This is a genomic window from Sinorhizobium sp. M4_45, assembly GCF_002885915.1.
Classification (GTDB): Bacteria; Pseudomonadota; Alphaproteobacteria; order Rhizobiales; family Rhizobiaceae; genus Sinorhizobium; species Sinorhizobium meliloti_A.
Genome location: NZ_NWVE01000002.1, coordinates 273,755 through 287,861, shown reverse-complemented (window position 1 = coordinate 287,861; position 14,107 = coordinate 273,755). Strand labels below are relative to the sequence as shown.

General features: G+C 60.1%; 13 protein-coding genes, 1 tRNA gene and 2 pseudogenes. 3 read left to right on the top strand and 13 right to left on the bottom strand.

Annotated features, from left to right (window positions below; translation table 11 throughout):
* Window positions 1-3 precede the first annotated feature (3 nt).
* Both CN933_RS07030 and CN933_RS07025 read right to left on the bottom strand, forming a co-directional pair.
* Window positions 4-741 carry an RlmE family RNA methyltransferase gene (locus tag CN933_RS07030; protein ID WP_018094308.1) on the bottom strand — a complete coding sequence of 246 codons (738 nt, stop codon included), beginning with the start codon at window positions 739-741 and terminating at the stop codon, window positions 4-6.
* Window positions 738-2,342 carry a Ppx/GppA phosphatase family protein gene (locus CN933_RS07025; protein ID WP_026168537.1) on the bottom strand — a complete coding sequence of 535 codons (1,605 nt, stop codon included), beginning with the start codon at window positions 2,340-2,342 and terminating at the stop codon, window positions 738-740. The genes CN933_RS07030 and CN933_RS07025 overlap by 4 nt, the downstream gene beginning before the upstream one ends.
* A 317-nt stretch (window positions 2,343-2,659) precedes the next feature.
* On the opposite strand from CN933_RS07025, the gene CN933_RS07020 reads away from it, so the two are divergent.
* Window positions 2,660-2,733, top strand: a tRNA-Gln gene (locus tag CN933_RS07020).
* A gap of 443 nt (window positions 2,734-3,176) precedes the next feature.
* Window positions 3,177-3,323, top strand: a complete 147-nt coding sequence (locus CN933_RS31465) for a hypothetical protein (protein WP_180980698.1) — start codon at window positions 3,177-3,179, stop codon at window positions 3,321-3,323.
* A gap of 49 nt (window positions 3,324-3,372) precedes the next feature.
* Here the strand turns inward: CN933_RS31465 and CN933_RS07015 are convergent, their stop codons facing one another.
* Window positions 3,373-3,612, bottom strand: a complete 240-nt coding sequence (locus CN933_RS07015; protein ID WP_102761383.1) for a hypothetical protein — start codon at window positions 3,610-3,612, stop codon at window positions 3,373-3,375.
* Between the two features lie 148 nt (window positions 3,613-3,760).
* Between CN933_RS07015 and CN933_RS07010 the strand changes: the two genes are divergently transcribed.
* A complete protein-coding gene (locus CN933_RS07010; protein ID WP_102761382.1) occupies window positions 3,761-4,099 on the top strand; it encodes a hypothetical protein in 339 nt (112 codons plus the stop codon).
* A 59-nt stretch (window positions 4,100-4,158) separates the two neighbouring features.
* On the opposite strand, the gene CN933_RS07005 is transcribed toward CN933_RS07010, so the two are convergent.
* The 10 genes and pseudogenes from CN933_RS07005 to CN933_RS06960 form a co-directional block, all read right to left on the bottom strand.
* Window positions 4,159-4,749 (bottom strand): hypothetical protein, encoded by a 591-nt coding sequence (locus CN933_RS07005; RefSeq protein WP_102761381.1) that lies wholly within the window; start codon window positions 4,747-4,749, stop codon window positions 4,159-4,161.
* A 223-nt stretch (window positions 4,750-4,972) separates the two neighbouring features.
* Window positions 4,973-5,164: a hypothetical protein gene (locus tag CN933_RS07000; RefSeq protein ID WP_102761380.1), complete on the bottom strand. Its 192-nt coding sequence runs from the start codon at window positions 5,162-5,164 to the stop codon at window positions 4,973-4,975.
* A gap of 2 nt (window positions 5,165-5,166) precedes the next feature.
* The gene (locus CN933_RS06995; protein WP_245425065.1) at window positions 5,167-6,264 is read right to left on the bottom strand and encodes a phage portal protein; all 1,098 of its coding nucleotides are present in this window, start codon (window positions 6,262-6,264) and stop codon (window positions 5,167-5,169) included.
* Window positions 6,265-6,775: 511 nt separating this feature from the next.
* Complete coding sequence (locus CN933_RS06985) at window positions 6,776-7,360, bottom strand: hypothetical protein (protein ID WP_102761377.1); 585 nt, start codon at window positions 7,358-7,360, stop codon at window positions 6,776-6,778.
* Window positions 7,361-9,160 (bottom strand): site-specific integrase, encoded by a 1,800-nt coding sequence (locus CN933_RS06980; RefSeq protein WP_102761376.1) that lies wholly within the window; start codon window positions 9,158-9,160, stop codon window positions 7,361-7,363.
* Between the two features lie 297 nt (window positions 9,161-9,457).
* Window positions 9,458-9,967 (bottom strand): hypothetical protein, encoded by a 510-nt coding sequence (locus tag CN933_RS06975; protein ID WP_018094306.1) that lies wholly within the window; start codon window positions 9,965-9,967, stop codon window positions 9,458-9,460.
* A pseudogene (locus CN933_RS32350) lies at window positions 9,964-10,125 on the bottom strand (tryptophan-rich sensory protein); the annotation flags it as partial. The gene CN933_RS06975 and the pseudogene CN933_RS32350, both read right to left, overlap by 4 nt.
* A 28-nt stretch (window positions 10,126-10,153) precedes the next feature.
* A pseudogene (locus CN933_RS32345) lies at window positions 10,154-10,377 on the bottom strand (DUF378 domain-containing protein).
* A 90-nt stretch (window positions 10,378-10,467) separates the two neighbouring features.
* Window positions 10,468-12,513, bottom strand: a complete 2,046-nt coding sequence (locus CN933_RS06965) for a hybrid sensor histidine kinase/response regulator (protein WP_102761375.1) — start codon at window positions 12,511-12,513, stop codon at window positions 10,468-10,470.
* Window positions 12,497-14,005 carry an ATPase domain-containing protein gene (locus CN933_RS06960; RefSeq protein WP_102761374.1) on the bottom strand — a complete coding sequence of 503 codons (1,509 nt, stop codon included), beginning with the start codon at window positions 14,003-14,005 and terminating at the stop codon, window positions 12,497-12,499. Before CN933_RS06960 ends, CN933_RS06965 begins: the two co-directional genes overlap by 17 nt.
* Window positions 14,006-14,107 lie beyond the last annotated feature (102 nt).

The following is a 14,107-nucleotide window of genomic DNA, read 5'->3' as shown; positions in this document are numbered from 1 at the left end:
GCTCTATTCCTCCGCAGCACCCTCTGCCGGCTCGTCGCTCTTAAGCCCGTGGCGGCCCTTGAAACCCTTGGCGAGCAGAAACATCTCGACCGATTCGGCACGGGAGGACGCCGGCTTCACATGGACGACCTGGCGGAAGTTCTGCTTCAGCATGTTCAGGAGGTCGCGCTCGGTGCCGCCCTGGAAGGTCTTCGCCAGAAAATGTCCGCCCTCCGCGAGTACCTCGACGGCGAAATGCGCCGCCACCTCGCAGAGATGCATGGTTCTGATATGGTCGGTCTGGCGATGGCCCGTGGTCGGCGCCGCCATATCGGACAGGACGATGTCCGGAGCTCCGCCGATCGCCTGCTTCAGCTTTTCCGGCGCCTCGGGATCCAGGAAATCCATCTGCAGGAAGCGGACGCCCGGGATCGGATCCATTTCGAGGAAGTCGATCGCCGCGACCCGCGGATCGGCATCGCTCGAATTCGTCACCTTGGCGGCGATCTGAGACCAGCTTCCGGGTGCCGCGCCCAGATCTATGATGCGCTTGGCGCCAGCAAGAATCTTGTGCTTCTCGTCGATCTCCAGGAGCTTGAACGCGGCTCTTGCGCGGTAGCCTTCGAGCTGCGCCCGCTGAACATAGGGGTCGTTGATGTGGCGCTCGATCCAGCGGCGCGAAGACGCCTTCAGCTTGCCCTTCTTGACCTTCTGTCCGAGCTTGCGGCCGCTGCGATTGCCGCCGATCGGGGATTTCGTCATGCCTCGGTTCCTTCGTGGCGCTTTACCCGTTCCTCGCCCGCCTGCGGAGAACCGAAGCTACGCTGATGACGGCGCGGACGCCCCCGGCGCCAGGCCCCGTCATCCGCCATCATATCGGTCAGCAGCCCTTCGCGAAGCCCGCGATCGGCGACGCGCATACGGCTCGACGGCCAGCGGCGGCGGATCGCCTCGAGGATCGCGCAGCCGGCAAGCACCAGATCGGCCCGGTCCGGACCGATGCAGGGGTTGGCGGCACGTGCGGCGAAATCCCAGGAGAGGAGGCGCGCCTGCATGGCCGAGACCTCGTCATCGGAAAGCCAGAGGCCGTCCACGCGGCGGCGGTCGTAGCGCGGCAGGTCGAGATGCACGCCGGCAAGCGTCGTCACGGTTCCCGACGTTCCGATCAGGTGGAAGCCGCCGCCATAGGAGCCGCTTGCCAGCGCGTCGACGGAGGGGCTCTCGAAGCCGGCAAGCATGGCCTCCACCTCGCGCACCATCACCTCGAAACTCTGGGGCGTCACATGCTCGCCGCCGTGGCGCTCGGAAAGGGTGACGACGCCCACGGGCAGCGAAGTCCAGTGGGTAATGTGATTGGCAAGCCGGCTCGAGCGATTTTCGCCTATCCGGATGACCGCAATTTCCGACGAGCCGCCGCCGATATCGAAGAGCACGACCGACCGGGTTTCGCGGTCGACGAGCGACGAGCAGCCGGACACGGCAAGCCGTGCCTCCGTCTCGCGATCGATGATCTCGAGTTCGAGACCGGTTTCCTCGGCGACGCGGTTCATGAAGGCTTCGCCGTTGGCAGCCGCACGCGCAGCCTCGGTCGCGATCAGCCGGCGCCGGCGGATCGAGCGGGCACCGAGCTTGGCGGCACAGACCTTGAGCGCTTCGACCGAGCGCTCCATCGCGTCCTCCGAAAGCCGCCCGCTGGCGCCGAGCCCCTCGCCCAATCGGACGATTCGAGAAAACGCATCGACCACACGGAACTGGCCCGGCCGGGTCGGCTGCGCGATGAGCAGCCGGCAATTGTTGGTGCCGAGATCGAGGGCCGCATAAAGCGGTGCCGGCGGCTCGCCCGGCGCGACGAATGGTGCACCGAGCCTCTCCGGACGCGCCTGCTGCTGCGCGGCGGCTTCGCCGCTCCGCGGCCGCGGAGCATCGCCGGATCGCTCGCCCGGCCGGCCTCCCGGCCGCAGGTTTGTCGTCGGGTTGCTCGCGGAAGCAAGCGGCCGCCCCTGAAGGCCGCGCCGATGGCGCGCCTTCCTGTTGCGCTTTTGGGCGCCCCTCTTGTCGCTGAGAGCCGCATCCGACGCCGGCGCGCTTGCACCGGAGGCAGCGGACTGATCTTGCGGTCTTGCTGATTTCGAACGCCGGCGCCGTTTGCGCTTGCGCGACGGCTCCGCCTCGTTCAGTGCTGCGGGACGCCCTGCTTCTCCGGACGGACCGGATCCGCTGGCAATTGCAGACGGGGAACCGGACGGCTTGCGCCGCCGCCGCTTGCCCTTGCCGCCCCGCGACGCGCCCATGCGCCCCTCGCTGCGGCCTGCTGCCGACGCCCCGGATTCAGACGGCTTATCGCCGTGATCGGGGTCTTTCACTTGTCTCAACCATGGCGCCGCGCGAAGCCTGACGGCCGCTCAAGGCGCTCTCTCGATTTTGCGTTGGCGCGACTGTACCAGCGCCGTCTCCTTTCGCCAAACTTTTTTTGGAACCATAGCGGAGCCGGCGAACCCCACCGCCCTTCCCCTTCCGGTTGCCGAAGACCGACCAAGAGCGAGACCCTTATCGAGGCTCAATCCAAAACCAGAAGGACACAGCCCGGCCGCATTTTTTTGGCAAAAGGTATTTGCATCGGGCGTTCTTTTGTTTATAAGCCCGCCACACCGACGCGGCGGCAACACACCGCCAGCGGCCTTGGGGAATAGGTTAACGGTAGACCAGCGGACTCTGACTCCGTTAGTCCTGGTTCGAATCCAGGTTCCCCAGCCATCCTTGTTTTTTCCTTTGTTTTCAGACATTTAGCGAACATTAGACATCGCTAACCGTAACAGTTTTCCGGCGCATGTTTCCGTATCAGCGCGGCAATGTCCCGATAAGAACCTTGTTGCCTTGTTTGTTGCCGCACTCGCACCGAAGCTTGTTTCGAAGGTTCAACAGGTAATGATTTCCCCATTCGCGTTCGACGGCCCTTTTATCTAGCCATGAGACGCGGCTACATTTCGCGCACTGCGCGCCTAACACCTCCCACTCTTTAAGGCTCTTCAAGGTCTCGTATTGCTGACCGTCATGTTCCCGATAGGCGGAGGGGTCGAAGGGCGCGGTTAGATCAATGCCGCGACGGTGCTTCACGGTTAGGGCTCCCGCTGAAATCGCGGTTTCCAGCCGCGCGCAATGCCACGGCTTAGGAGACAGAACGCGGTGCGAAGCTCATCATGAAGGAACGCAGCGTCCGCGATCACGTCGCGAAGGGCGGCAAGCGCGTCCCCTCCATGTGCGTCAAGCACGGCTTGCGCAAGGTCTTCTTCAGCGGTCGTTGGGGCGGCTTGGCGATCTTCGGCAGGCATAGGTGGCACTCCTGAGAACGGAATATGTTCCTATTTTGTTCTCATTGCCGAGCGAGTCAACGGGTCAGCCGAAGATGCCTAGTAGTTCCTTGATCTTCTCAACTGCTTTATGCGGCGCTCGCTTAAGCCCCTCCTCCAAGGAGAAGGTCTCGCTTCCTTCGCTCTTGTGGGAGCTTCCCGTAGAAATATGATCCCACTCATGTTCGATCTGGTAGGCGCCGTCATCATTCTCAATTAGGTGCCACCAGTCTTCGTGCTGGCCGAGGTGGCCTTTGGCAAAATAGTAGACCGTCGTCTTCTTCATGTATTCTCCTATGGGTCAACGAGGCGATAGCACAACCCTTCCATATCCGAGAGCGATGAATTCTATCGTGTGCTCGTAAGACGAGAAATCGACCGTGCGAGACCCGTCGTTACGTGGTAACTTCGGATCGGAGAAAGGGAGGGGGAGCATGGCTGACTACTTTCAGATGTCGTGGGGAGTAAAAATTGGCCAATTGGAAATGGATAAGTCGGGGCTATTCGCCGATCTATCATATGATCGTGATTTTCAAATTTCGTGGAGCGACCCAACCCCAGCTCCGCCGGTAATCGTTACGATCCGGGCCACGCGCCTCGGAACTACCACGCCACTTGAATATGAAGTCCCTTACCAGACCGGTGGGGGAATCATCGTTAACGGCGCAAGAATCGAAATATACTGTCGCAAAGTCCGCCTGCTGAGGGCCGCCTATAATCTTTCAGGCACAATGTATTACCTAGGAACAGCGCTTTATCAGGCCGCTCCGTGAATTGAAGGACCGCCGAGTCTCCCCGGCGGTTTTGGTAGGCTGGCCAAGGATCGGCGGCTTTAGATGTTCTTAAGGTGATCTGGCGCGGCCGCGAATGCCGCATCAGCCTGACGGTCAGCTTCGGCGCGGAAGGCTTCAATGTGCTGCCGAGCCATCTTATCAAAGCCGCGTGTGCCGAGCGCCGCGACAGTCTCCAGAAACGGCCGGGTGATCGCCTTCGCATCTTCCAAGGCCGCGCGTGCGGCCTCCTGCACAGTCGGGCGCGCGCTTGCCGGGAAGATCGCGCCGACTTCGGCAAGCGTGAGCTTCACCTGATCGCCCTCAATGGTTCCCGTCACTGCGTCCGGTTCCAAGGTCGCCAGCGCCTCGACAAGGTCGCCGTGGTGTTCAGGCTCGACGCGGCAATTGATCACGCGCGGCTCGCCAAGGTCCACGAACCGGGCAGCGCGCAAGGCGACGTGCACGCGCTCATAGACTTCGGCCGGATCGGTCTGGCGCGGATAGGCCGCGATGCGCTCATCATGGATCGACCGGAGAATGGCGGTCAGCGCGGCGACTTCGAATGCGTAGCGATCATTTGCAATATAAGCGACTGAATTCATATCGATGCTTCCGAATATGTGTGTTGTTGCGGAAACGATATGAATCAACTCCCGGTGTTAAATCAAGAGTAAAACAGAAATTCTCAGTTTAAAATTTTCGATCAGTCAGTAATGACTGAATCGTTACTTACAAAAAACCTCCCGGCGGAGATTCAGGCCGGGAGGTTGAGAGACGAGACATCGGGCAGCGACTGGAATGCGCCCGACAATGGGAGTTATAGCAAGACAGCGGGCAGAGGTCGCAGCGCGGCGCAAATCTTTTTAAGCCGCCTTAGCGTCTCCCGGCTGCTTCCTCAAGGTCGGCCGCTTCTTCCGGGGTGAGCTTGCCGTGACGCTCAAACCACGGGGTTTCGATCTTCCACCACGGTTCGGGCTTCTCCTGCTTCGGCTGCTTCAGACCGTTGAGGAAGCGCAAGACGGCTTCCGGGGTGCCGGAAATCTGAAGGGTAATGCTCTCGCTCATAGTTACTCCTTCGCCGGGGCCGGGATCGGCGCGGCGTTGCTGGTCGTGTGCGGATTGGTGAGGTCATCGCCGCCCGGAAGCGGCGGAAGATTGAGGATTGCCCGAACCTCGTTCGGGGTCATGATTCGATTGGTAACGAGCGCCGTCATGTTTGCCGTGCGGGCGGCGGCATCGGCGCGAAGCAGGTCGTCCACGACGAATTCGAAATAGGCCACGTCCTGCTCGTCTTCAGTCAGAAGGACGGTTGCATAGGCGTCCTGCCAGCGGTCGAGCCAAGGGCGAAGGCAAAGCTGAAGGAAGCTTGCGCCCATCGTCTCCGCATTTCCCCACGTCGCCCTGTTCAAGTCGAAAATCAGATGCGGCGGGACGCCGAAGATCCGGGCGATTTCGGAAAGCTGAAAGGTGCGGTTTTCGATAAACTGCGCATCGGTCGAGGTCATCGCCGGGGCGTCATACTTCCATCCGGCATCAAGAATGAGCGGGTCAGCGGAACCGCCCTTCAGCCATTCGCGGAAGGACTTGCGGATATTGCCGACTGCCTGCGCACCGGCTTCCCCGCCCTGCGGCTTATCGTTCGAAATGATGCCGGTCGGGCGTGCGCCGGAAGCGAAGAACTGCGCGCCGTGACGTTCAAGAATCGTCGCAAGGCCGATGCCTTCCTTGCCGAAAGCTATGGGCGACGTGCCGAGAAACGACGGCACATGCAAAATTTCGGTGTGCGGATAATCGCGGGTGCCAGCATCTTCGGCCACGCGATAGACCGGCGCGCTGGTCAGTTTATCCTCAAGGATTGTGACGGTTCCGGGCTTCAGCCGGTGAAGCTCAAAAGGGCGTCCATCCTCGAAACGCACGACGCGGGCAAAGCCGTTGCCATGAATGAGGGCGTCGGAGGTAAGGACGGTGCGAAGCTCGCCCGCGCCGGTCCATTCGTTCGCCCGCTTGTGCACGATGCGATAGGCGGTGTGATCCTTGGCCGCTTCCTTGCCGTCTTTGGTTTCCCGATAGACCTTGCAAGGAAGCGAGCCAATTGTTTCCGAGATCAGGCGGACGGCCTGAAGCACTGCCGGAACATAAAGCGCAGACTGGCCGCTAACGTTCACGCCCGAATAAGTCGGACGAACGCCGAACAGTTCGAATGCTGCCGGATCATTGAGTGAATACGCCTTCTGTTCTGTGAGTGAACTAAAGGCTTTCTTCACTCGATTTACGAGGGAAAGATTCAACTATCACGTCCTCTTATGCTTAACTTGACAATAGTGTCTCATGGCCTGAATCGGCCCGCAAGAGGAAATAGGAAGAAATTCCTACTGTGGATTGACAAATTTGTAGAAGCGAAGGGCTTGGAAATGTCAGAATTTGGGGTAGTTTTAAGACATGAGAACCCGATGGCGGTTCTCAAGCTGCCCTTGCTCTTACACAGGGGGCACCAGCCGAACAGGCACTAAGTGCGAGACAGTGACTTTAAGGCGTTGCCGCGCCGGTCACTGTCTCCCATCGCGTTCAGCACGAACAACTAACCGTGAATCGCCTTAAACGGTCAAGGGGTGGTTTGTGACGGAAATTTGAGCGCTATATTTTGTGTTAGCAACTTGTGGAAAACGGGGACGGTCACTAAGGCTCGACTATTGCGGCCGGCGGATCGAAGTGGTCGGCTATTTCTAAGCATGCCGACAAGAATTCTTCTGCACGCAACCAAACATCCCAATCTTTATTTCGCAATTTCCCTTTTAATTCCATCGTTCCTTCCATTCCCCACGCGTAGTCTTCCTCTCGACCATGCGAACCATTGTCATACACATAGCGAATGTCTTCCGCGTGGATGATCTTGTTACATGCCTCGCGGAATGAGAGATCGACACGGTCGGCTCTAATGTCGCCGTTCCCTATGCTGCCGAATTGGTCAGCGTCAAAGCTGGCCTTAATATGTGCGTCGTATTCGTCCTTCATCTCGTTCGTAGCTAAGATGTCTTCAAATGTCCTCATCTTCACAGCGAGATCCAGAAAGTGCGACGTAAGCCTCGACTCGGCCTGTTTGAAAAAGAGACCGTGCAGCGGGCCACCTATCTCTTCGCCCGGAAGCCCCATCAAAGAATGGCTCGCGCCCAAGATTGCAAATGAGCGGAAACACAGGTCGCGCACTTCGTTGAAGTCGATAGTGTGAGGTTTATAGAATTCGTGCCAGTATGGGTTTTCCATTTATTCAGCCTGAAGGTGTTGCAAAGCCAAACCGGGATAATGAACTGCGTTTACAAGTTCCACCCGCTGCTCAATCATTCCCTGCGGCAGGGTGCCATAGCGCTGCGTCATCGTGCCTGCGACGTGGCCTAGAATGAAGCCGAATTGCTCATCAAGGTAGCCAGCCCGGCGCAGTGCGTCGGCAACACCATGCCGGAAGCTGTATAGGGAAAGGCCGCGCCCGTTCTTCAGGCCGATCTTCGTCAGGTAGCGCGGGAAGTCCCGGCTGAAGTCTGCCATCATCTGCCCGCGCTCATTGCGTTCGGCCAGCGGGAACAGCCGGGTATTGCCCGCTTTCCTCATGTCGGCGTGATACTTGAGGAAGCCAAGCCTCACCAGTTCCTTGTGAACGGGAACCACGCGCATTGAACCGTCCGTCTTCACGCTCTTATCGCCGTCGCCTTCGGTCGTGATATGCATGATCCAATGACCGTGCTCCTGCCGCACGTCTTCAATACCAAGCTGCGCAATCTCCGCCGGGCGCGCGCCGGAATAGAGCATGATTAGCGGCACCCAAAAACGATGGTCGCGAATGGTCACATTGCCGGGCTTGCTCCAAAAGCGCGGCGCTTCGTCGCTCTGGCAACCGGTGAAGAAAGGCGACTTGAACAAGGTGTTCATCTGGTCAACCGTGAAGGGCTTTGTGGTCTTCTCCTTCGACTTCTTCAGGAACATATCAGCGGCGGGGTTCTGCTGAAGGTAGCCGTGGTTCGTCAGCCAGGTGCAAAAGGCGCTGAAGCCGGACAGGTAGCGGTTGACGGTCGTGGTGCTGATCGTCGGCTTCTTCACGGTCGCGTTGTGTTTGACGATCTGCGCAAGCTTCATACCCTCGAAAGCTTTCGTCTCTGTCGCCTTCACCGGGTATTGCAGCAAAAGCGCCTTCCATTCGCGGACGGCCTTCTTATCGATCCTGTGCACCGGGAACGTGCTGCCGACATGCTCAACGAATAGGCCAACGTCGCGGCGAGCCTGCGCTAGCGTGTCGGGCTTGATCCGGTTCGGGTTTTCTCGGGCGTAGGTATCGAACAGGTCCATAATGGTTTCGCCCAGCGCGGCTGCCTCGCGGGCGGTGCCGGTTGCGGGCTTGACGATAGGGTCTCTCGGGGTGCCGGTAAAATCACCGCCGTCACGTTCGAGGGTGCGCTGTAAGCCTTCCACTTCCGCCCGCGTCATGAGGGCGCATAATTCCCGGTATTCGTCGGAACCGATTTCGACAAGCAGACGGTGCCGGGTGATGAAGTCCTTCACGGCCGGTTCAATCATCCTGATATCGCCGGAAATCAGTGCGGCCTTCAGGGCGGTCAGGCGACGAGCGCGCAAGTTAGCGTCGTCGGTGCGCGCTCGAAGCATAAGCTCAAGTTCGGTGTGGGCGTTGATCATGCCTGCGAAGCTGTCGGAATTGATTTCGCCCTTCTCGATCCGGCGCAATAGCCGCTGTTCTTCCGCGTCCATATCGGAGGGCGTCGGCATCGCCCGGCGCTTCTGGTCGTCGTGCTGAAGGGTCGCTTCATAGTGCTGCCAGACGGCTTCGGCCTTGTCGTCGGCGGTGATTTCGCGCCGGGATTTTATGTCCGCAAATTCGGCGCGCCATGCCTCAATGATCGGCCATAGGCGAGTGCGCGCCTCGTTCTCGTCTTTCGTTCGGAGAGATTTCTTCCGAACCTCACAACCAAGATGCGAAACAAGGTCGGTCGGAATGTCGATCCGGGCGTAATAGGTGCCGCTCTTTCCGCGCCGCTCAAGGTAGTTGTATCGGGTCATTTTTGGGCTATCCGTAACAGTGCTCCGTAACACCATTCCGTAACAGTTTTGAAAAAATAGGTCAATAAAAACAAATAAATAATGGAAAACAACGCGCTATAGAAAGTTGGATTACTGTCCAGGTTCCCCAGCCAATTCTCCCTGAATACCCTTGCGCGCATCGCATTTGGCGACACCCCGCAGATGCCATACGAGACAGACAGCATCGATCGCATGATCGTCGCCCAGTCGTGTGGCGGGTGCCCACCTTGTGAAAAATGCAGAGGCTCCGAGCGTTTTTCAGCACCGGCATAAAAGTCAAATCAAACGGCTGTCATAGGCCCAATGCAGCAGAGCCTGGCGCTGACGCGGCCGGCACCAGCAATCCCCAGGCTCGCAGGCTCGGCGAAGCTGAGCGACATGGCGGCGAATAGCTTTCCAACGGGCGATCTGTCTCTCGTCCTCGCCGGGCATGCGACGTCCTTGGTGATACCGGCAGTACCACTGGAACCAGCCGCGCGGATCGTCGGAATGTATCCATCCCTTGGCTCGCCAGACGCTGAGCGGTTGGCTGGCGTCGACACCGAACCAGTTGAGTGATGGATCTTTGCGAAGCGGCGACAGCCGGGCCTCTGCAAACCAGCTGTTGGGGAATTCGTTACGGCAGTCGGTCATGTACTTGCCACCGAACACGCCGAGCCCAAGCATCTCGGCGGGTGTCAAGTCTGGTTGGAAATCGGGATGAAAGTCACGGCCAACGGGCGCAACGAGAGCGTACCGGTAGCCTTGCTGCATCCGATCATTCACGAGGATCCATCGGGTTCTCATCGGGCGCCCTGCAACATTGGTTTCGAGCGGTTGCGCCGCCAGATCGACATGTTAAGTGCCGCCGCAAAACTCACCCAGGCGAGGTAAGGAGCAAGCAGCAAGGCAGCCACCGCATTCACGGGGTGAAACACTATAATTGTCGCGAGGATCGCGGCCCAAAGCAAGACGAGCGGTCCCTCCCAAGCCCTATCGGTTCTGCCCGGCAGCGAAATTGCCGGAGCCCAGCGTATAAAGAGGGGAACGATCTGCCAGGCGGCCGACAGCCCCACCAGGATGTAAACGATCCGGGCGAGCCCCGAGCCAGCCCCAAGGATCGCGGCCACGAGGTCGAAGCTGAATAATCCGACCAGCCCCCAGTTCAGGCCACCTACACTCAGGAGGATGAGAGTGAAAACGTTGATAAACTTCATGGTTCTTCTCCAGGTCGAGAGGTGATCGGCGTGATCGACTCGACTCGGAAAGGCATAGTCATCGACCGTTCCTCCCCTGCGCTCCAGAAGCTACAATAGCTTTCCAAGCATGTGAGCCAGTTGGTCCTGGGAATACGGCTTTGGCAGCCTGGCCACGTCGATTTCCACGCCCGACGGTAAGTCCGCGTAGCCAGAGGCCAGCACGATGGGTAACCCCGGCATACGGTCGCGCGCCGCTTTCGCCAGTTCCGCTCCCGTCATGCCCGGCATCGAGTAGTCCGTGATTAACAGGTCGAAGGTGGCGCCGCCATCGATCAAGGAGAGCGCCTCCTTTCCCGAATAGGCTTCCACGACCTCGTGGCCGAGGTCAGCCAGCATGTCAGCCGAACTCATGGCAATCAGGACGTCGTCGTCGACGAGAAGGATCCGTTTGGGGCCGGCTTCATTCCGAGGGCCTGCTGCCGCGACGTCCTGCCTTTTTTCGTGGCTCTCGGATGTCGACACCGGAATCCATAGTTCCGCAGTGGTTCCCTGACCGAGGGCGCTTGTCAGCTTCAACCGGCCGTCCAACTGCAAGGCCAGTCCGTGAACCATGGAAAGGCCGAGGCCTGTGCCCTTGCCGAGTTCCTTGGTGGAAAAGAACGGCTCGATCGCCTTCTCTAGAGTTGCTGCGTCCATGCCCTGGCCCTGGTCGATAACCGACAGGAGGACATAGCGTCCGGGTGCAAGGGATTCCGATACCGCCGGCTGCTCCGCTTCCTTCAGCTCGATCCGAATCGTTCCGCCATCCGGCATCGCGTCGCGGGCATTGACGGCAAGGTTGAGGAGGGCGAGCTCCACCTGGTTGGCATCGGCCGACACGGGCGGGAGGCGCTCCGGAACGTCCACCTCTATGGCGATCCGGGATCCGACCGAGCGCTGCAAAAGATCCTCCATCTCTGTCACGAGTCCGGCGAGGTTTACCGGGCCCACCTGAAGGTCCTGCCTGCGGGCGAAGGCAAGCAGCCGCTGGGTGAGCGACGCCCCGCGCTGTGCGCCCTGCAAGGCTCCGTCGATCAGCCGCGTAGCCTTCGCATCGCCGGCAACATGCTTTCGGATGAGTTCAAGGTTGCCGAGCACCGCCATCAGGAGATTGTTGAAGTCGTGCGCCACTCCGCCGGTGAGCTGGCCGATCGCTTCCATCTTCTGCGCGTGGCGAAGCTGCTCCTCGGCCCGTTCCCGCTGACTGACCTCCGCCAGCACGAGCCTGTGCGCCTCTTGCAGCTCGCGAGTCCGCTCCGCCACGCGTTCCTCGAGCATCTCGTTGAGATGCCGCTGCTGTTCTTCGGCCTGCAGGCGCTCGGTTATGTCGGCTGAAACCCCGACCAGCTTGATCGGCCGCCCGGTGCGGTCCCGGTGGAGTTGCGCGCGGATTTCAGCGCCGTGCACAGAGCCGTCAGGCCAGATAGTCCGGTAGGCGATGGCGTAGTCGGCCCCCGTTTCCATCGTGTTGCGCACCGCCTCCGTCATGCGTGCCAGGTCATCCGGGTGGATCGCTTGCAGCAAGTCCTCGTAGGTGAAGCCGTCCTCCGGCGAGCGGCCGAAGATTTCCCTGCAGGTGGGCGAGGTAATCAAGCCGTTTGTGGCCAGATCGAGTTCCCAAGCCCCGAGGCGGCCGGCCTCCAGCGCCGTTTGAAGGCGGCGTTCCCCTTCGTCCAGTGCCTCCATACGGGCACTCGCCTCGTATTGCCGGCGTCGCGCGCGCATCGCGGAACGCGCGACGCTGATGAATGTCGTCGGGTGGAAGGGCCGCTCGACGAAACTGACATTGCCGAGGACTTCCGATAGTCGGGCGGCGGCTGGGTTTCGCTCAGGACCGCCGCCGCGCGCGGTGAGTATGATGAAGGGAAGGTCAGACCAACTCGGCTGCATCTCGATCCACGAGACAAGCGGACGCAGGTCGACCGACCGCAACGCCTCTTCCGTCATCACGGCGAAGGCGGCGTTCTCGTTCAAATCCACCACCAGCGCGTCCAGGGTCGAGGCAATTTTCGCAACCAAGCCCGCTTCCTGCAGCAACGCCGCCGCAATCTGCCCGTCGCGGCCCAGCGGGGCGTGGATCAGGCCAAACACATCTCGCTCAGGAATGGGTGCCATCCTCGTCAAGTGTTTGCAAAAGGGGCTGTCGGTTTCCCACGAAAACAGGAACACCACGCAGGACTCCCTGGAACCCGGAAAGGGGTTCGCCGAGCGTCAACCCCTTTGTTCCGATCTTGTATTCGCGGATCGTATCCTCGTGTTGTCCGGTGCGCTTCTTGATCACCGAAATCGCCCGGCGAACCCGACCCTCCGCCTCGAAGTAGCGCAGCAGGATGACTGTATCCGCAAGGTACGTCACGTCCACCGGCGACTTCATGTCGCCGACGAGGCCGTGCTGCGCGACGGTGATAAAGGTGTTGGCACCCTGCCTGTTCAAATATTGCAGCAGTTCATGCATGTGCAGGATAAGTGCGTTCTCCTCAGGCATCGCAGCCTGATAGCCGTTGATGCTGTCAATGACGACTGTCTTGGCGTCGAAACTGGCTACCCTGTCCCTTACGCGCTGTGCGAACTCGCCGGGTGACAGTTCGGCGGCGTCGAGCTGTTCGATGTGGATCAGGCCCTCCTCGCGCAGGGCCTCCAGGTCGAGCCCCATCTCCTTCGTGCGGGCAAACAGCAGCCCCAGCTCCTCGTCGAAGACGAAGATCGCCGCCCGCTCGCCGCGGCGGATCGCAGCCTCTACGAACTGAAGTGCAAATAGGCTCTTGCCGGTGCCGGCAGGGCCGATCAGCAGCGTGCTGGAGCCGCGTGCGATGCCGCCGCCGAGGAGATCGTCGAATTCACTGATGCCGCTCGCCAGTATGGTCCGCTGAAAGCCCGACCTGTGCTCCGAGGCGCGCAGCCGCGGGAAGACCGCCACGCCGCCGGTCTTGATGATGAAGTCATGATAGCCACCGCGGAACGCCTGCCCACGATATTTGAGAACCCGTAGACGGCGACGCTCAGACCCGTAGTCCGGAGCAAGCTGCTCAAGGTGGATGACACCATGCACCACGCTATGGACAGTCTTGTCCATGGCGTCGGAGCTCATGTCATCGAGAAGCAGAACCGTTGCGTCGGAGCGCGAGAAAAAGTGCTTCAGCGCCAGGATCTGGCGGCGGTAGCGCAGCGAACTCTGGGCCAGCAGCCGGATCTCCGAGAGGCTGTCGATCACCACCCGATGGGGCTTCACCCGCTCGAAGGCTTCGAAGATGAGCTTTGTGGTCTCCCCGAGCTCCAGGTCGGAGGAGTACAGGAGGCTTTGCTGCTGATCGGCATCAAGAAGGCTTTCCGGTGGAACGAGCTCAAAAATCTCGACCTGATCGCCGATGTCCTTCCCATGCGAGAGGGCACTGTCGCGCAGTTCCTCCTCGGTTTCCGAAAGCGTAATGTAGAGACAGCGCTCGCCAATGCTGGCGCCTTCGAGGAGGAACTGCAATGCGACCGTCGTCTTCCCCGAACCGGGAGCCCCTTCGAGCAGGAAGACGTGGCGGCGTGAGAGCCCGCCGGACAGAATGTCGTCGAGGCCCTCCACCCCGGTCTTCGCTTTTGCACTTGAACTGTCTGTCATACATCCTCCATGGCGGCCTATGAAGTAGAGTAAATGCGCTGGTTTCCTAGAGGGGAAGACGTTGAAGCCAGGAGATTCGTTCCGCCATCGCAGCCAAACTCA

Excerpts from the sequence above, each read along its gene's own strand:
- CN933_RS07030 (WP_018094308.1), bottom strand. The coding sequence starts at position 741 with ATGACGAAATCCCCGATCGGCGGCAATCGCAGCGGCCGCAAGCTCGGA.
- CN933_RS31465 (WP_180980698.1), top strand. The coding sequence starts at position 3,177 with ATGAAGGAACGCAGCGTCCGCGATCACGTCGCGAAGGGCGGCAAGCGC.
- CN933_RS07015 (WP_102761383.1), bottom strand. The coding sequence starts at position 3,612 with ATGAAGAAGACGACGGTCTACTATTTTGCCAAAGGCCACCTCGGCCAG.
- CN933_RS07010 (WP_102761382.1), top strand. The coding sequence starts at position 3,761 with ATGGCTGACTACTTTCAGATGTCGTGGGGAGTAAAAATTGGCCAATTG.
- CN933_RS07000 (WP_102761380.1), bottom strand. The coding sequence starts at position 5,164 with ATGAGCGAGAGCATTACCCTTCAGATTTCCGGCACCCCGGAAGCCGTC.
- CN933_RS06985 (WP_102761377.1), bottom strand. The coding sequence starts at position 7,360 with ATGGAAAACCCATACTGGCACGAATTCTATAAACCTCACACTATCGAC.
- CN933_RS06980 (WP_102761376.1), bottom strand. The coding sequence starts at position 9,160 with ATGACCCGATACAACTACCTTGAGCGGCGCGGAAAGAGCGGCACCTAT.
- CN933_RS06975 (WP_018094306.1), bottom strand. The coding sequence starts at position 9,967 with ATGAGAACCCGATGGATCCTCGTGAATGATCGGATGCAGCAAGGCTAC.
- CN933_RS06965 (WP_102761375.1), bottom strand. The coding sequence starts at position 12,513 with ATGGCACCCATTCCTGAGCGAGATGTGTTTGGCCTGATCCACGCCCCG.
- CN933_RS06960 (WP_102761374.1), bottom strand. The coding sequence starts at position 14,005 with ATGACAGACAGTTCAAGTGCAAAAGCGAAGACCGGGGTGGAGGGCCTC.